This window comes from Pseudooceanicola antarcticus, from assembly GCF_900215355.1.
GTDB classification, from domain to species: Bacteria; Pseudomonadota; Alphaproteobacteria; order Rhodobacterales; family Rhodobacteraceae; genus Pseudooceanicola; species Pseudooceanicola antarcticus.
Window position 1 is genome coordinate 383,040 of sequence record NZ_OBEA01000003.1, and the last position, 17,320, is coordinate 400,359.

The window sequence follows — 17,320 nt, forward strand, 5'->3', positions numbered from 1 at the left end:
GCGGCGATCAAGCTTATTTAATCCCGGACGCCCTTATGCTAGGCGCATGACGAGTAAGATCTAGGGGAGACCTTTCGTGGGTACCGCAAAAAACCTCGCCTTCTGGGCCGTGCTGCTGCTTCTGATCGTGGCACTGTTCAACCTGTTTGGTGGCTCCAACTCCACCTTGCAGAGCCAGTCCCGGCCCTATTCCCAGTTCGTGCAGGAGGTGGATGACGGTTTCGTTACCTCGGTCACTCTGGATGGCGAGAAAGTTCAGTATCGCGGCGCTGACGGAAAGGACTATGTCACCATCAAGCCCGAGGATGCCGAGATCACCAGCGAGCTGATCGCCGATGGCATTCCGGTCGAGGCCCGCAGCCAGGAAGAGAACGGCTTCCAGGCCTTCATCATCTCGCTGCTGCCGATCCTGCTGCTGATCGGCGTGTGGATCTATTTCATGAACCGCATGCAGGGTGGCGGCAAGGGCGGGGCCATGGGCTTCGGCAAGTCCCGCGCCAAGCTGCTGACGGAAAAGCAGGGCCGCGTGACCTTCGACGATGTCGCAGGTATCGACGAGGCCAAGGAAGAACTGGAAGAGATCGTCGAATTCCTGCGCAACCCGCAGAAATTCAGCCGTCTCGGCGGCAAGATCCCCAAGGGTGCGCTGCTGGTGGGCCCTCCGGGCACCGGTAAGACGCTGCTGGCCCGCGCCATCGCGGGTGAGGCGGGCGTGCCCTTCTTCACCATCTCGGGGTCGGACTTCGTGGAAATGTTCGTCGGTGTGGGCGCAAGCCGCGTCCGCGACATGTTCGAGCAGGCCAAGAAGAACGCCCCCTGCATCGTCTTCATCGACGAGATCGACGCCGTGGGTCGCCATCGTGGCGCAGGCTACGGCGGCGGCAACGACGAGCGCGAACAGACCCTCAACCAGCTGCTGGTCGAGATGGACGGTTTCGAGGCCAACGAGGGCGTGATCATCGTCGCGGCCACCAACCGCCGCGACGTGCTGGACCCCGCGCTGCTGCGCCCCGGTCGCTTCGACCGTCAGGTGACGGTGCCCAACCCCGACATCAAGGGCCGCGAGAAGATCCTGGGCGTTCACGCGCGCAAGACCCCGCTGGGCCCCGACGTCGACCTGCGCATCATCGCGCGCGGTTCTCCGGGCTTCTCGGGGGCTGACCTGGCCAACCTGGTGAACGAGGCCGCCCTTATGGCCGCCCGTGTCGGCCGCCGCTTTGTGACCATGGTCGATTTCGAGAACGCCAAGGACAAGATCATGATGGGCGCGGAACGCCGCTCCATGGTGATGACCCCGGCGCAGAAGGAAATGACCGCCTACCACGAGGCCGGCCACGCCATCGTCGGCCTGACGCTGCCGAAGTGCGACCCGGTCTACAAGGCCACCATCATCCCCCGCGGCCAGGCCCTGGGCATGGTGATGTCGCTGCCGGAAATGGACCAGCTCAACTACTTCAAGGACGAGCTGGAAGAGAAGATCGCCATGACCATGGCCGGCAAGGCTGCCGAGATCATCAAGTACGGCGAAGAGCATGTCTCGAACGGGCCGTCCGGTGACATTATGCAGGCCTCCAACCTGGCGCGTGCGATGGTCATGCGGTGGGGCATGTCCGACAAGGTCGGCAACATCGACTACCAGGAGGCCGCAGAGGCCTTCCGCGGTGGCGGCGGCGCCGGTGGCTTCTCGATCTCTGCCCAGACCAAGGAGCTGATCGAGACCGAGGTGAAGCGGATCATCGACGAGGGCTACCAACAGGCCCGCAAGATCCTGACCGAGCGCAACGAGGAATGGGAACGCCTGGCTCAGGGGCTTCTGGAATACGAGACCCTGACCGGCGCCGAGATCGAGCGCGTCATCCGGGGTGAGCCGCCCCAGCCGGACAAGGACGAGGACGACAAGCCCGACGCGGGCTCTGCCCCCTCGGTCGCGGCGATCCCGAAGACCAAGCCCAAGCCGAAGCCCGGCGGGATGGAGCCGGAACCCTCGGCCTGATCCAGGCAAGATCCAGAAAGGCCGGAGCCAGGTGCTCCGGCCTTTTTCATTGGGGCCCTCGCATCAAGACGGTCCATTTTCCGCAGGCCGGGCGCAGCTTTCGGGTTGCTCTTCGCCCGGCACATGGGGAACCTGCCGCCAGACCCAGCAGGAGGACGCCATGCCCGCGCTCATCGCCACCAAGTTCACCGGACGTATCACCTGGCTCGGCACGGTGCCGAATCGCGCCGCGGGCCTGCCCTCTCAGCCTGCCGAGAGCCTGGTGGCCTCTTTTGCCGGTCCCGAGGGCGAGGATCACGGTGGTCTGACCCGTCCCTCCTGCTCGCGGGTGCTGACGCAATACCCCGAGCGCGGGACCGAGATCCGCAACGTGCGGCAGTTCTCGATCCTTTCTGCCGAAGAGATCGCCCAGATCGCCGAGGCCATGGGGCTGGACAGCCTCGACCCGGCCCTGATGGGCGCCACCATGGTGATCGAGGGCATCCCCGATTTCACCCACATCCCGCCCTCTTCGCGGCTTCAGGCAAGCTCTGGCGCGACGCTGACCGTGGACATGGAGAACCAGCCCTGCCAGCTTCCGGCGCGCGAAATCGAGAAGGTGGAGCCCGGACACGGCAAACGCTTCAAGCCCTCCGCCAGGGAAAGGCGCGGCGTCACCGCCTGGGTCGAGCGCGAGGGGGTGTTCCGGCTGGGTGACGAGGTGCGCCTGCATATCCCGCAGCAGCGCGGCTGGAGCCACCTGGACGAGGCGCTGAAGGGCGCCTGAGGCCTGAGGCATCCGGAAAAAGAGAAAGGCCCGGACGCAGCATCCGGGCCTTTCGAGGGAAATGTGCCGGTCAGTGAGGGGACAGCACCGACCGGCGGGGGGACGTTAACCGAACAGCGCCACGGCAAGGGCCATGGTGGCGGCAAAGCTCGGGAAGACGACGAGGGCAGCGGATCTCATTCTTTCTCTCCTTGGCAGCTAGTGGAGGTATCGTCCGTTATGGGGAATTAACGGCGCGTGAAGGCGAAAAGTTCCCGCTGTCTTTTCCACAAGTAAATTTTTACCGCCAGTAGGGGATACCTGACCCTTGGGAAGTCCCGCCATGTCGCCCTTGCATGAATGCCCCCTGAAGCGGGGGCGCGGGCCATTTGAGGGGCCATCTCTGGGAGGGGATGAAGACAGGGCCTTTGGACAGTGCCGCGCGCCCGCGCTAGGCTGGCAGGGCGTCCAGACCCATGGAGTTGCAGATGACCAGTACCCCCGACACCAGTCCCGCCGAGAGCATCAACGCCTCGTCGCAGCCCTCCGATATCGAGATCGCCCGCGCAGCGCGGAAGCGCCCGATCACCGAGATCGCGGCGAAGCTCTCCATCCCCGAAGACGCGGTGCTGCCCTATGGCCGCGACAAGGCCAAGATCGACCGAGATTTCCTGGCCGGGCTGGGGGCGCCGAAGGGCAAGCTGGTGCTGGTGACAGCCGTCACCCCAACCCCCGCCGGAGAGGGCAAGACCACCACGACCGTGGGCCTTGGCGACGGGCTGGCGCAACTGGGGCACAGGGTGGCGATCTGCCTGCGCGAGGCCTCTCTTGGCCCCTGCTTCGGGATGAAGGGCGGCGCGGCGGGGGGCGGTCATGCCCAGGTCGTCCCGATGGAAGAGATGAACCTGCATTTCACCGGCGACTTCCACGCCATCACCAGCGCGCACAACCTGCTGTCGGCGATGATCGACAACCACATCCACTGGGGCAATGCGCTGGACATCGACGTGCGCCGGGTCACCTGGCGGCGGGTGATGGACATGAACGACCGCGCCCTGCGCGACGTGGCCACGGGGCTGGGCGGGCCCGGCAACGGCTTTCCGCGCCAGACCGGCTTCGACATCACGGTGGCCTCCGAGATCATGGCGATCCTCTGCCTCGCCACCGATCTGGAGGACCTGCAAGAGCGCCTGGGCCGCATCATCATCGGCTACACCCGCGACAAGACCCCGGTGACGGCGCGCGAGCTGAAGGCCGATGGCGCCATGGTCGTGCTGCTGCGCGAGGCGATGCAGCCGAACCTTGTCCAGACGCTCGAGAACACCCCCGCCTTCGTCCACGGCGGCCCCTTCGCCAATATCGCCCATGGCTGCAATTCTGTCGCCGCCACCCGCGCGGCGTTGCAACTGGCCGATATCGTGGTGACAGAGGCCGGCTTCGGGGCCGATCTGGGCGCCGAGAAGTTCTTTGACATCAAGTGCCGCAAGGCGGGGCTCTCGCCCGATGTGGCGGTGCTGGTGGCGACGGTGCGGTCGCTCAAGATGTCTGGTGGTGTGGCGCGGACCGATCTGGGGACCGAGGACGCCGAGGCGGTCACGCGCGGCTGTGCCAACCTGACCCGGCACCTCGGCAACCTGCGTGGCTTCGGGCTGCCGGTCGTGGTGGCGATCAACCGTTTCGACGGCGACACCGAGGCCGAGCTGGCCGCGCTCCGCGATCACGTTGAGGCCCTGGGCGCCGAAGTCCACCTGTGTACCCATTGGGCCGATGGCGGCGCGGGGGCCCAGGCGCTGGCGGCGCGGGTGGCCGAGCTTGCCGCCTCGGACGAGGTGAATTTCACCCCGCTCTACCCCGACGACATGGGGCTCTTCGAGAAGATCGAAACCGTCGCCCGCCGGATCTACGGGGCCGAGGGTGTCGATGCCGACGCGAAGATCCGCAACCAGCTGGCGGAGTGGGAGGCCGCGGGCTTCGGCGACTTGCCGGTCTGCATGGCGAAGACCCAGTACTCCTTCTCTGCCGACCCCAGCCTGCGCGGCGCGCCCGAGGGCTTCCGCGTACCGCTGCGGGAGGTGCGCCTGAGCGCCGGCGCGGGCTTCGTCGTGGCGATCTGCGGAGAGATCATGACCATGCCCGGCCTGCCGCGTCACCCCGCCGCCGAGAGCATCGGATTGAATGCCGAGGGCGAGGTCGTCGGTCTCTTCTGATCCGCAGGTCGCAGCGCGGAATGTTCGGAATCTGGAAGTGCGGCGCTCTGGTTGGCTCCGCGCTGCTGTGCCCCTGTTGATTCAAATCGAACATGGCGCGCGAGAGGGATGCGGAGGCATCTACCTTAGCTGTGTGCGTCAAACGCAGGAAATCGAAATGACTTTCCATGTTTTATGACCTTGAGTGGGTCAGAGCAATTGGCTCGCCCCAATCGGTAACTTGCCTTTTCGCGGACTCAGGCGCCCAGGCGCCAGCAGGCCAGCCCATTCACCGAAATTGCATGGAAAGTGGAAACGCCTGCGCCGCGTTTCAGCGCGGCATCGGGATGGCGCGGGCGGTGTCTCCGGTCAGGATCGCCAGGGCCTCGGGGGCCATGAGCGCGCTCAGCGCGGGGTCGGGGCTGCGCAACCCGCCGGTATAGGTACCGAAGGCGGGCAGGATCAGGCGGGTCCTGTCAACGAGGAAGGCGGGGCGCCAGCGCCCGCGCAGCCCGGCCTTGGGGTGGTAGTGCCCCGAGACCTCGCCCCGCGCGTCCGGCTCGGCGATGTGGCGGAAGGTGAGCGGCCCGAGGCTCAGCTCTGCCAGGTGTTCTCCGCCCAGGTCGACCGGGCCGGGATCGTGATTGCCCTCGATCCAGATCCAGCGCCGCCCCGCCTGCAACTTGGCGATCCAGAGCTGATCGGCCCTCGGCAGGGCGCGGGCGGCGGCGTCATCGTCGAAACTGTCCCCGAGGCAGATCACCGTCTCGGCGCCGGTCATCTCCATCGCCTCTTCCAGCCGGGCCAGGGTGTCCTGGGTCTCGTAGGGGGGCAGGGGCGAGAGGCTGCGCCGCGCGGCGCGCTCGGCCTTGCCAAGGTGCAGGTCCGAGACGCAAAGCAGCTTCTGCGCGGGCCAGTAGAGCGCGCCGCAGGGCAGGGCGGTCAGCTCGGCCCCGGCAAGGGTGAAGGGATAGCCGTTCATGCTGTGTTCTTGCCCTGCGGCAGGGCCGCGTGCAAGGGGGCTCAGGCCAGGCCGGCTTCCTGCATCAGGCGCTCTGCCTCCGCCTCTTCCAGACGGGCGCGGCCCTCGCCCTCGACCGGGACCTTTCCGACCTCGAGAAAGAGCGGCGCGGCAAGCGGCGAGACCCGCGACAGGCGCAGGTGGTCGATGCCCGAGATCCGGTCCAGCATCTCTTCGATGCGGCCGAAGTCGACGAGGCCGCGCATGGCCTCTTCGCGGGTGATCTGCATCAGCAGGTGGTCGGGGTCGTAGCGGTGCAGCGTGTCATAGAGGATGTCCGACGAGAAGGTCGCCTGCCGCCCGGACTTGCGTGCCTGGGGCGTCACCCGGTTGATCAGCCCCGAGATCGTGGCCGAGGCGCGGAAGGTGCGTTTCATCACCGCATTGCCCGACAGCCAGCCCTCAAGCCCCTCCTGCAGCGCGGCACGGTCGAAGAGTGGCTCGGGGTCGCTGACCTGATCGAGCCCCCAGATCAGTGTGGCGTAGTCGGTGGCGACGAAACCGAGGGGGGCGAGACCCAGCTCCTCCATTCGCTTGGTCAGCAGCAGGCCCAGGGTCTGCATCGCGTTGCGACCGGCAAAGCCATAGGCCACCAGGTGCTGGCGCCCGTCATGGGGGAAACTCTCGATCAGCAGCCGTCCGGGCTGCGGCAGGCGCGAGACCTCGCGTTGCAACGAGAGCCATTCTGCGGTATGGGCGGGCAGGCCGGGCCAGCTGTCCTGGCTGAACATGCGCAGGATGCGGTGCGAAAGCTGGGTGGAGGTGGCGAACTTGGTGCCCGAGAAGACCGCCACCTTGGGCTTGCGCCCCGGATCGCGGCTGACCTCGACGGTCATTCCGCGCAGCCCCTCGTAGCGCACGATGCGGCCGCCGATGAGGAAGGTATCACCGGGCGTGAGCGAGGCGGCGAAACCCTCTTCGACCTCACCCAGGGCCCGCCCGCCGCCGCGCTTCATCCGCACCTTCAGGGTGTCGCTGTCCTGGATCGTGCCGGCGTTCATGCGGATGAGCTGCGCCGCTCGCGGGTCGCGCAGCTGCCATTGCCCGTCCGGGCGCTGTTTCAGCCGCTGCCACTGGTCATAGGCGCGCAGGGCGTAGCCACCCGTTGCCACGAACTCCAGGCAATCGTCGAACTCGGCGCGGGTGAGCGTCGCATAGGGCCCGGCAGAGGCGACCTCGGCGAAAAGCGCATCGGGCTCCAGCGGGCCCGAGCAGGCGGCGATCAGGATTTGCTGGCACAGCACATCCCGAGGCCCCGGTCCGCGCGGGTCGCCGTCCAGGTCATTTTCCTGCACCGCCTCCAGCGCGGCCACGCATTCCACGACCTCGAAGCGGTTGGCCGGCACCAGCAGCGCCTTGGAGGGCGCATTGTAGCGGTGGTTGGCGCGGCCGATCCGCTGCACCAGCCGCTTGACGTTCTTCGGTGCGCCGACCTGGATCACCAGGTCCACGTCGCCCCAGTCGATGCCCAGGTCGAGGCTGCCGGTACAGACCACCGCCCGCAGCCGTCCCTGCACCATGGCCTTCTCGACCCGCTCGCGTTGCTGGCGGTCGAGCGAGCCGTGGTGGATGCCGATCGGCAGCCCCTCTTCGTTGGCCATCCAGAGATTGTGGAAGAAGATCTCGGCCTGGGCGCGGGTGTTGTGGAAGATCAGCGTGATGCGATGCTGGCGGATCTGTTCCAGCACCTCGGGGATGGCATAGGCGCCGCCGCCACCGGACCAGGGCGGAGGGGTATCGACCTGCAACATGCGGATGTCAGGCGCCGGTCCGGGATCGGCTTGCAGGATGGTGCAGGGATCGGGGTGGCGGGCCAGGAAATGGGCCAGGGCTGGCGGGTCCTCGACTGTGGCCGACAGGCCCACCCGGCGCAGGCCGGGGCAGAGCCGGTCGAGCCGCGCCAGGCCCAGCATCAGCTGATCGCCGCGCTTGCTTTCTGCCAGGGCGTGGATCTCGTCCACCACCACCCGTTTCAGCCCGGAGAAGATGCGCGGTGCGTCCTCGTAGCTCAGCAGCAGGGCCAGGCTTTCGGGCGTGGTCAGCAGGATATGCGGCGGGTCTGCGCGCTGGCGGCGCTTGACCGTGTAGGAGGTGTCGCCGGTACGGTCCTCGATGCGGATCGGCAGCGCCATCTCTTCAACCGGGGTCGAGAGGTTGCGGCGGATATCGGCAGCCAGCGCCTTCAGCGGCGAGATATAGAGCGTGTGCAGCCCCTGGTGGCTGCCATCAGCGAGCTCCAGCAGGCTGGGCAGAAAGCCGGCCAGGGTCTTGCCGCCGCCGGTCGGGGCGATGAGCAGCAGCGCGCCTTCATCCCGGCGCGCCAGCATCTCTTGCTGGTGCGGGTGGATCTGCCAGCCGCGCTTGGCGAACCAGTCCGGGAAGGGGGCGGGAAGGGTCATCCCATCAGAGATAGGGGCAAGGCGGGGGCTTGGCGAGGGGGCAGCGCGCTCAGATGTCCTGACCCATCCAGAAGGTGCCGGGGGCGGGTCCGGTCAGCGCTTCGGGCAGGGGGACGAAGCCGCACTTGGCCCAGAAGGCCTGGCCGCCGGGATTGCCGAGGTTGACGCCGACATGCAGGCCCGTGACGCCCGCGTCACGGGCTGCCGCGCGCCAGCGCTCGAAGAGGGCGCGGCCCATGCCATGCCCCTGCAGCCTGGGCAGGATGTTCATGTGCATATGGGCGGGGTATCGGGCCACCACGCCCTCGGGGGCCGGGGTGGGCGCATGGATGAAGGCGGCACGCGCCTGCTCGGGGCTGCGCGCCTCGGGAGGGATCGCGGAGGGATCGGGGTAGCGCGCGCGACATGCGGGCCACCAGTCGGCCTCTAGCCGGGCTTCCCAGGCGCGGGTGTCGGGGTTGCCCGTCACGTAGCCCGCCACGCCCTGCGCATCCTCGGCCACGAAGGTCAGCTCGGGGGCGAGAACACCGTAGGGAGCGGCGTAGATCTCTCCCATCAGGCGGGGATCGGAATAGAGCGCTGTGGCATCGCGCCCCGCATCCCCGGTCTTCAGGCAGATCTGGTAGAGCGCTTCCAGATCGCCCGGCTGATAGGCACGCAGCTGCGGCATGTGGGGTCTCCTCTCCCTTTGGCCGCAGAGCTAGGGGGCCAGTGGTTCAGAGGTCAACCCTCTTCGGGGAGCTCGTTCTTCAGCTTCTCGCGCAGGGCTTCGATGGTCGGCTCGAAACGGGTCTGATCCTTCTGCGCGGCTTCCTCTGACCAGGTCGAGAAACGGTCGAGCAGGGGGATGAAATGTTCGACCTCCGCGCTGTCCCAGTTCTTGATGTAATCGCCGAGGATCATGAATTTCAGCGTCCGCACGGCCTCGACCGTGAGCCTGCCCTTGTCGGTCAGCTCGACGATGGTGCGCCGCGCGTCCTGCTGGCTGACGCCGCGCCGCAGGTAGCCCTGGCCGATCAGGTCCGAGACCAGCCGCGAGGCGCGCGACGGGTCGATGGAGAGCCGGCAGGCGATGGTCGAGACCATGGTCTCGCCGCTTTCCTCGCCGAATTCATTGGTGGGGGCACTGGTGGCCATGAGCACGTCGAGCTTCGACAGGTCGATATCCAGGTTCAGCCGGTCCAGAGCCATCTTGCCCAATTCGCGCCGACCGACGCGACGACGCCACTTCTGCAGCACCGCGTCGATGGCCAGCGCCTGACGCGTGGCCGTCTCGGGAATGCCGGCCTCGGCCAGAAGCGCGGCAAGGTCCTCTTCTTTGATGGCTATGGGTCTACCCTCCCCTGGATCATTTGCATGCTGTTGACATGTAATTGCGATCTGCATATATAGGCTTCAATCCAGTTTATCAAGGCGGAGAAGTCCCTGTCACCAGTAGAGGTGTATCAGCGGCCCCGCTGGCTATCCAAGAAGCAGACATTCATGAGTACCCCATCCGAAAGCGCCCCGCCGGCGCCGAATTCAGCAGCCCCGGAAGAGGCTGCCCTGCCTGATCCCGCCCTGCGCCGCGTCGTGATGATCGCCGTGGCGCTGACGCTTTTCCTGGCCTCGACCGGGCAGAGCATCGTGGCCACCGCCCTTCCCGAGATTGTCAGCGATCTTGGCGGGTTGAGCTACATCACCTGGGTTGTCACCGCCTATCTCCTGGCCTCGACCATCGGCGCGCCGATCGCCGGCAAGCTGGGCGACATGTACGGCCGCAAAATCGTGCTGCAATGTGCCATCGGCATCTTCCTGGTGGGCGGCTGGATCGCCGGCGCGGCCCTCAACATGCCGATGCTGGTCGTGGGTCGGGTGATCCAGGGCTTCGGGGGCGGCTCGCTGATCGTGGTCTCGATGGCCGTGGTGGCCGATCTGCTGCCCCCGCGGGAACGGGCGAAGGCGCAGGGCATGCTCTCGGGCGTCTTCGGCGTCTCGACCGTGCTGGGCCCGCTTGCGGGCGGTTTCCTGGTGCAGACCGTGGGCTGGCACTGGATCTTCTACGTCAACATCCCCTTCGGCGTCCTGGCCTTTGCCGTGCTGACCCGCACGTTGAAAAGCCGCGACGACCAGGTGAAGCACAAGATGGATTACCTGGGCGCGGTGCTGCTGATGGTGCTTCTGTCCTCAACGGTGCTGGTCGCCACCCTTGGCGGCTCGACCCTGGCCTGGGACTCTGCGCCGATGCTGGTGCTGCTGGCCACGGTGGTGCTGGCGTTGGCCGGGTTCATCCGGGCCGAGGCCCGCGCGGCCGAGCCTGTGCTGCCGCTGCCTCTCTTTCGCATCCGCAACTTCGTCGCCGCCAATGGGGTCAACCTGCTGATCGGCATGGCGATGTTCGGCACCATCTCCTTCATCCCGATGTTCCTGCAGGTGGTGAAGGGCGTGGCCCCGGCCGAGAGCGGTGTCTACATGATCGCCATCATGGCCGGTCTCATCGGCCTGTCCTTCACCGCCGGGCGGGTGATGACCTACACCGGGCGCTACAAGTTCCTGCCCAATATCTCGACCCTGGTGCTGATGCTGGCGCTGCTGATGCTCTCGACCGTGGGCCCCGAGACGCCGCTGTGGCAGATCACGCTGAACCTCTTCTTCGTCGGCGTGGGCATCGGGCCGACCATGTCCGTTGGCATCGTCGCCATCCAGACCTCGGTCCCGCGAGAGCACCTGGGCGTGGGAACCGCCTCTGCCAACATGTTCCGCCTCACCGGCGGCTCTGTCGGCACCTCGATCTTCGGGGCGATCTTCAATCACGGGCTGGCGACCGAGGTGCAGCCGCTGCTGCCGCAGGTCGGGAACGCCTCCGAGATCACCACCTCGCTCATCGCCTCGCTCGAGCCGGGCCTGCATGCGCAGGTGGTGCAGGCCTTCACCCATGCGCTGCAACCGCTCTTCGTGGTCGGCGCGGGTGCTGCGGTGCTGGCCTTCGTGGCCTCGCTCTGCCTGCATGAGAAACCGCTGGACGACGGCCCGGCCGCGCCGCGCGCGGCGGCAGGGCGCAAGGAGGCGGGCACCCAGGTGGCCCCGGCCGAGTAGGCCTTTCTTCGAGGTTCGGATTACAGGCGCGTCGCCCCTCGGAGCGGCGCGTCTTGTCGTCAGCCGGGCAGGGTCAGCACGATGGCGCCCTTCTCGGTCGCCACCACGGTATGTTCATATTGCACCACGGGCGCCGGCGGGTCGGCATAGAGCGTCCAGCCGTCATCGCCCTGATCGGCCCAGATCCCGCCGGTGGACAGGAAGGGCTCGATGGTGAAGACCAGACCCTTCTCGATCCGGCGGCGGTCATTGCGGGTGGGCCAGGTGGCGATCTCTTCGGGGTATTCGTGCAGCGAGGCACCGACGCCATGGCTGGCGAGATTGCGGATCAGCGTATAGCCGCGCGCCTCGGCGAAGCGGCCGATGGCATTGCCGATGCCCGCCAGGGGCTTGCCGGCGGCTACCTGGTTGATGCCGATCTGCATGGCCCGGCGGCCATCCTTGCAGAGCCTTTCCAGCTGAGGCTTCACTGGGCCCACCCGGAAGGTGGCGCCGGTATCGGCAAAGGCCCCGTCCTTCGAGGCCGAGACGTCGATATTGACCAGGTCTCCCTCGCGGATCACCCGCGTACCGGGGATGCCATGGGCGATCTCCTCGTTGACGCTGATGCAGGTGGCGCCGGGAAAGTCATAGGTCGACTGCGGTGCCGAGACCGCGCCCGCGCGCTCGAGCATCGCGGCGCCCAGGCGATCGAGTTCCAGGGTGGTCATACCGGGCTCCAGCGCCTTTCCCATGGCCTGAAGCACATTGGCGCAGATCCGGCCGATCTCGCGCAGGGCGGCCAGCTCTTCTTCCTGGGTGATCGTCATCTCGGGTGTCCTTCGTGGTTCTGCCCGGCAAGCTAGCGGAAGGCGGCACGGGACACTAGCGGATGATATCCTCGTCCCGGACGAACATGTTGGCCCAGGCGCGGTCGATGAGCTCGGGGCTCATCTGGTTGGGGATGCCCTCGAACTGGCAGATCGCGATCATCTGGTCGATCAGGAAGACCGGCTGGTAGTTGGCGAAGACATTGCCGATGGCCGGATACTTGTGCTTCAGCAGGTGTCGCAGGGCGGCCTCCGAGAGCGGCATTTGTTTCTTGCGCGCCACCAAGGCGAAGACCTTCAGGAAGTTCTCCTGCGTCGGGCCCTCGATCTTGATCTTGAAGAAGATCCTCCGCAGGGCGGCCTGGTCGAAGATCTCGTTCGGGTGGAAGTTGGTCGAGAAGATCACCAGCGTGTCGAAGGGGACCTCGAACTTCTCGCCCGATTGCAGGGTCAGGATGTCCTTGTCTTCCTCAAGCGGCACGATCCAGCGGTTGATCAGCGCCTGTGGCGGTTCGGCCTGGCGGCCAAGGTCGTCGACGATGAAGACCCCGCCGGTGGCCTTCATCTGCAGCGGGGCCTGATAGGTGCGCGCGACCGGGTTGTACTGCAGGTTCAGCATGTCCAGCGTAAGCTCGCCGCCGGTGATCACCGTGGGCCGCTCGCAGCGCAGGTAGCGCGTGTCGTAGCGGTTGGCGGCGCGGCGCAGCTGGCTCGGGTCGTCCTCCTGCTCTTCGGCGAGCGTATGGATGATGGGATCGTAGACCGTGATCACCTGGCCCGAGTATTCCACCGCGCGGGGCACGTAGATCCGGTCTCCGAGCGCGTCGCGGATGCCGTTCGAGATCGAGGACTTGCCGTTGCCCGGCGGGCCGTACATCAGGATGGAGCGTCCCGACGAGATCGCCGGGCCGAGGTTGCCGATCAGCTCTGCGGGCAGGATCAGATGCGCCATGGCACCTTCCAGGCGCGCCCGGCTCATCTGGATGTCGCGCACCGATTGCCGCTCTACCTGCTGGCGGTAGACCTCGAGAGGGACGGGCATGGCGCCGAAATATTCCGATTGCGCCAGCGCATCCAGCGCCCGCGCGCGGCCGTTGTCGGTCAGCTGGTAGCCCATCTCACCGGCAGAGGAGGCCGACATGCTGCCGGTGGCTTCCAGCAGCAGCTGATCGCGGCATAGATCGACCAGCTCCTGGGTCACGGCCACGGGCAGGCAGACGGCCTTCGCCATGTCGCTGACCCTGTCGGTATTCTTGCGGAAGATGGTCTTGATGAGGATGTCGCGCATCATCACCAGCGGCAGGCGCATCTCTTCCAGGGTGCGCGGAGCCGGGGGTGCCAGAACGCCGCTCTGAGGCTGCATGTTCATTCGTCCCTCCTCATGCGTCTCATGCGTAAGCGTATTCGGTTTTCCCTTTCCCGTCAGTCAGAAAAGCGGTGCAAAGGCCTTTTTGCCCGCCTAGAGTGCGGCGAAAACAATGAGGGTAGGATGAACAGGACGGATACGGGCAGGTTTCTTGCACTGCTGATCGGTTACCTCGGGGTGCAGGCGCTTCTCATCGGGCTCAGGGGCGGCGTCTACTTCGGCTACCACGAGGCCGACATGATCCATCTGGCCAGCCTGACCATGCTCGAGGTCGAGGGGCAGGTGGCGCATCTGGATTTCTCCACCCCGATCGGGGAATGGAGCTTCTCTCCGATCTCCTACCTCGTGCGGGCAGGCATGGGACTGGGGCAGGCGATGCTCTGGTCGCAATGGGCCGTGGCCCTGCTGATCGCCCCCGCGCTGGCCTGGATCTGCTGGAGCCGCTTCACCTTCTGGCCTTCCGTGGCGGTGGCGCTGGTGGTGCTGAGCCTGCCCCTGGCGCTGGTCTACGGCACCACCGAGATCTTCCTGTCGCTGTCCATGCACTACAACCGCTGGGCCTGGGCGCTGGCCTTCCTGACGGTGCCGGTGGTGCTTTTCCCGCCGGTGCAGGGACGCGCCGGGGATTGGGCCGATGCGGCGGTGCTGGGCCTGCCCATGGCGATGCTGGTGATGATCAAGCTCACCTATGCGGTGGCCCTGGCCCCGGCCTGCATCCTGGGCCTGCTGCTGAGCGGCCGGGCGCGGGTGCTGCTGCGCGCGCTGATCCTGGCGCTGGCGGTGCTGGCGGGGATCACCCTGGTGCACGGGCCGGGCTACTGGGTCGCCTATGTCGAGGACTTGTTTGGTGTCATGGAGAGCGAGGTGCGCTCTCATCCCGGTCCCAGCTTCGCGCGCATCCTGCTGTCGCCCGCCTATACGCTGGGCACCCTCGCGGGACTGGCCGCGGTCTTCCTGCTGCGGGCAATCCCCGGCCGCGGCACCAGCGGTCTGACCCTGCTGATCTTCCTGCCGGGCTTTGCCTATATCGCCTATCAGAACTACGGCAACGATCCGCTCTGGCTTGCCATGCTGGGCATCACCCTGCTGGGCCTGCCCGGTCCCGAAGCCGATCCCGACCGGGAGCGCATCCTGCGCAGCCTCGGCGCGGCGATGCTGGTGCTCATCGGCCCGGTGATGCTGAACCTGGGCTACAGCCCGATCCGCCATGCCCTGCAGCCCGAGGCCCCCTACGAGCAGGTCCTGCCGGGCCATCCCGATTTCCAAGTGCTGTCGCGCCGCATGGCCGGGACCTCGGTAGCCCGCGCCTGGGAGGGCAGTCCCACGCAGAGCGTCACCACCCAGAACCTCACCCTGCTGGAAGAATTCGACGGCAAGCCGCTGCCGGATTGCGCGCTGGAGACCGGGCTGCTGCCCTATTTCCAGGTCATGTCGGCCCGGATGGCGCAGAGCGAGGCGCTGGCCGGGCGGATGCCCTTCGTTGCCGACAGTTTCTCTCCGCACTGGATGTTCCTGGGCTGGGCGCCGCTGCCCGGCGGCACGCCCTGGTACTATTCGGGCCTGCCCGGCTACGAGAACGCACAGCACCTGCTGGTGCCTCATTGCGTGACCAACACCAAGGTCCGCACGATCGTGCTGGGGCAGGTCGACCCCGAGACGCTGAACCTGGTCGAGGAAAACGAGCTCTACCGGCTCTACGAGATCAAGCGCTGAGCCGGGCTCAGACGAAGATCGCCAGCAGCAGGTAGGCGGCCAGCGTCGCGCCGAGCGGGAAGCCCATGGGGAACTTGTTCTCCTGGGTCCAGCTCTGCCACTGGGGCACGAGGTGGCGCAGCGGCGTGGCGCGGGCCAGTCGGTGGGTGGCGAAGGCGGCCAGCAGCACGGCGCAGAACAGGATCAGCAGACCGCGCAGGTCGGCGGGCTCCAGGAAGGGGCTGGCGGCGGCGATGAACTTGGCATCCCCCGCCCCCATGAGCCCCGCCGCATTGGCCACGACGCCCGCCACCAACACGAAGGCCAGTGTCAGGACCCGCCAGCCGTAGATGTCGAGCGGATAGAGAAAGGGCCCGAGCAGCAGGAAGACGACCGCCAGCGCCAGCACGGCCTTGTTCGAGATCCGCATGGCCGAGAGATCGGTCCAGGCAACATGGGCGCAGAGCGGCAGCACGAAGGGGGCGAAGATCATCGCCGTGCGCGCCGGCAGCACGAATTCCGGCAACAGGACCAGGGCCATGGGGTCAGGCGCTCTCGAGGGCGCGGAGCGAACGCACCGCCTCTTCAAAGTGCTGCGGGTGGGTGTCGATGGCCTCACGCAGCAGTGACTTGCCGGTCTGCACGTCGCCCTGTTTGATCGCCGCCAGCGCCAGCGTGTGCATCAGCTGGGCCCGCTCGACCTGGGTCATCTGCATCACCGGCAGCGAGTATTTCCGCTGCGCGCCGCGCGCCAGGATCATGTTGTTCTTGGCGGTGAAGAGCGAGGGGTCCTTCTGGATCGCCTCGGCAAAGAGCGCCTCGGCCTCGGCGAAATCGCCGCGCGTCAGCTTGGAATAGCCCCAGTTGTTCAGCACGCCAGAGGGCTTGGTGGTCAGCCCGGCGGCGATCTCGTAGAAGCTGTCGGCCTTCTGCCACTCGCGGTTGCTGTCGGCCACCATGGCTTCCAGGCGGTAGCGCTTGTAGGTCTCGAAAGTGGGCGGGATCGCATCCAGCACCTCGTCGGCGGTGCTCCAGTCGCCGGACCGGATCAGCGCATCGGCGTAATCCACGCGGTCCTCGCTGGTGGCGGCGGGGTTCTCGGCCACCTCGCGCCAGATGGGCAGGGCGTCAGCGGGGCGCTTGGCCCGGATGAGAGAGGCCGCGAGGCCGCGCTTGAGGTCCAGCTTCTCGGGGTTCTCACGCGAGGCGCGGGTAAAGTAGGCCACGGCCTCTTCCGGGTCGCCCACGGTCAGCATGATGTCCGAGAGGTTGCTTTCCTCGATGACGTTGACGTTCTGGAAGGCGCGTTCGACTTCCTTGTCGGTCTGGTCGGCGCAGGCCGAAAGACCCATCAGGGCGCAAAGGGAAAGGCCAAGTCCGCGACGCAGGCCAGGCTTGGGCTGCACGCGGGACGGGTGGGCATGGGAAGGGTGGCGCATCATGGCGTCCTTTGCACTGCTCGTCCTCAGCCAGGGTTCGCGGTGCGGATCTTGTAGACGCTGTGCCCGCTGCGCACGACCTGGAACTCTTGCTCTTGGCCTTCATCATACGGTCTTTCGCCCAACATGGCGAGTGCCAAGCGCAAATTCGACCGGATCGCGTCCGAAGCGCCATTATCCAGCGCATAGGCGCGGCGCAGGGTGGCGGCGCCTTCCTCGACCTGGCCCTTGGCGACCAGCACCAGCCCGAGGTTGTTCCATACCTCGGGGGGAGTGTCGGGGGCCTCCGAGGCCCGGCGCAACTGCTCTTCGGCCTGGCCCAGGCGGCCAAGTTGCAGGTTGGCGGTGCCGATGCCCGCATAGACCTTCGGGGTCAGGCCCAGGTCGAGCGCGGCGCGGGTATAGGCGTCGATGGCCAGCTCGTATTCGCCCGCGGCCAGCAGGCGGTCTCCGACCAGCATCGGGTCCACCGCCTCGCCGCGCGGATCGAGACCTGGCGCATAGGGGGAGGTCGGGTCCCGCGAAGGCTCCATGCAGGCCGCAAGGCAGAGCGGGGCAAGCAGGATCAGCCGGAGAAGGAAGCGTCGTGACATGG

General features: G+C 66.9%; 14 protein-coding genes. 5 read left to right on the top strand and 9 right to left on the bottom strand.

Annotation, left to right across the window (positions count from 1 at the left end; all coding sequences use genetic code 11):
• The first annotated feature begins 76 nt into the window (after nt 1–76).
• From ftsH to CRO50_RS09835, 3 genes are all read left to right on the top strand, one after another.
• Nucleotides 77–1,993: an ATP-dependent zinc metalloprotease FtsH gene (gene ftsH, locus CRO50_RS09825; RefSeq protein WP_097145722.1), complete on the top strand. Its 1,917-nt coding sequence runs from the start codon at nt 77–79 to the stop codon at nt 1,991–1,993.
• 160 nt (nt 1,994–2,153) lie between these two features.
• Nucleotides 2,154–2,759 (top strand): MOSC domain-containing protein, encoded by a 606-nt coding sequence (locus CRO50_RS09830; RefSeq protein ID WP_097145723.1) that lies wholly within the window; start codon nt 2,154–2,156, stop codon nt 2,757–2,759.
• A 467-nt stretch (nt 2,760–3,226) separates the two neighbouring features.
• On the top strand, nt 3,227–4,945 hold the full coding sequence (locus CRO50_RS09835; RefSeq protein ID WP_097145907.1) for a formate--tetrahydrofolate ligase: 1,719 nt from the start codon (nt 3,227–3,229) through the stop codon (nt 4,943–4,945).
• Nucleotides 4,946–5,255: 310 nt separating this feature from the next.
• Here CRO50_RS09835 and pdeM read toward each other — a convergent pair whose 3' ends face one another.
• The 4 genes from pdeM to CRO50_RS09855 are packed head-to-tail and all read right to left on the bottom strand — an operon-like array spanning nt 5,256 to nt 9,730.
• Nucleotides 5,256–5,906: a ligase-associated DNA damage response endonuclease PdeM gene (pdeM, locus tag CRO50_RS09840; RefSeq protein ID WP_097145724.1), complete on the bottom strand. Its 651-nt coding sequence runs from the start codon at nt 5,904–5,906 to the stop codon at nt 5,256–5,258.
• 41 nt (nt 5,907–5,947) lie between these two features.
• Complete coding sequence (locus CRO50_RS09845) at nt 5,948–8,344, bottom strand: ligase-associated DNA damage response DEXH box helicase (protein WP_097145725.1); 2,397 nt, start codon at nt 8,342–8,344, stop codon at nt 5,948–5,950.
• A 49-nt stretch (nt 8,345–8,393) separates the two neighbouring features.
• Nucleotides 8,394–9,014 carry a GNAT family N-acetyltransferase gene (locus tag CRO50_RS09850; RefSeq protein ID WP_097145726.1) on the bottom strand — a complete coding sequence of 207 codons (621 nt, stop codon included), beginning with the start codon at nt 9,012–9,014 and terminating at the stop codon, nt 8,394–8,396.
• Nucleotides 9,015–9,067: 53 nt separating this feature from the next.
• Nucleotides 9,068–9,730, bottom strand: a complete 663-nt coding sequence (locus CRO50_RS09855; RefSeq protein ID WP_232617661.1) for a MarR family winged helix-turn-helix transcriptional regulator — start codon at nt 9,728–9,730, stop codon at nt 9,068–9,070.
• Between the two features lie 96 nt (nt 9,731–9,826).
• Here CRO50_RS09855 and CRO50_RS09860 point away from each other — a divergent pair, with 96 nt between their 5' ends.
• Nucleotides 9,827–11,419 (top strand): MDR family MFS transporter, encoded by a 1,593-nt coding sequence (locus tag CRO50_RS09860; protein WP_097145727.1) that lies wholly within the window; start codon nt 9,827–9,829, stop codon nt 11,417–11,419.
• Between the two features lie 59 nt (nt 11,420–11,478).
• On the opposite strand, the gene map is transcribed toward CRO50_RS09860, so the two are convergent.
• On the bottom strand, nt 11,479–12,228 hold the full coding sequence (gene map / locus CRO50_RS09865) for a type I methionyl aminopeptidase (RefSeq protein WP_097145728.1): 750 nt from the start codon (nt 12,226–12,228) through the stop codon (nt 11,479–11,481).
• A gap of 55 nt (nt 12,229–12,283) precedes the next feature.
• On the bottom strand, nt 12,284–13,597 hold the full coding sequence (locus tag CRO50_RS09870) for an ATPase (RefSeq protein WP_097145729.1): 1,314 nt from the start codon (nt 13,595–13,597) through the stop codon (nt 12,284–12,286).
• Between the two features lie 120 nt (nt 13,598–13,717).
• On the opposite strand from CRO50_RS09870, the gene CRO50_RS09875 reads away from it, so the two are divergent.
• Nucleotides 13,718–15,307: a hypothetical protein gene (locus tag CRO50_RS09875; RefSeq protein WP_097145730.1), complete on the top strand. Its 1,590-nt coding sequence runs from the start codon at nt 13,718–13,720 to the stop codon at nt 15,305–15,307.
• A 7-nt stretch (nt 15,308–15,314) separates the two neighbouring features.
• Here the strand turns inward: CRO50_RS09875 and CRO50_RS09880 are convergent, their stop codons facing one another.
• The 3 genes from CRO50_RS09880 to CRO50_RS09890 are packed head-to-tail and all read right to left on the bottom strand — an operon-like array spanning nt 15,315 to nt 17,318.
• Nucleotides 15,315–15,827 carry a prepilin peptidase gene (locus CRO50_RS09880; protein WP_097145731.1) on the bottom strand — a complete coding sequence of 171 codons (513 nt, stop codon included), beginning with the start codon at nt 15,825–15,827 and terminating at the stop codon, nt 15,315–15,317.
• Between the two features lie 4 nt (nt 15,828–15,831).
• On the bottom strand, nt 15,832–16,725 hold the full coding sequence (locus CRO50_RS09885; RefSeq protein WP_097145732.1) for a tetratricopeptide repeat protein: 894 nt from the start codon (nt 16,723–16,725) through the stop codon (nt 15,832–15,834).
• 26 nt (nt 16,726–16,751) lie between these two features.
• Nucleotides 16,752–17,318: a tetratricopeptide repeat protein gene (locus tag CRO50_RS09890; protein ID WP_097145909.1), complete on the bottom strand. Its 567-nt coding sequence runs from the start codon at nt 17,316–17,318 to the stop codon at nt 16,752–16,754.
• Nucleotides 17,319–17,320 lie beyond the last annotated feature (2 nt).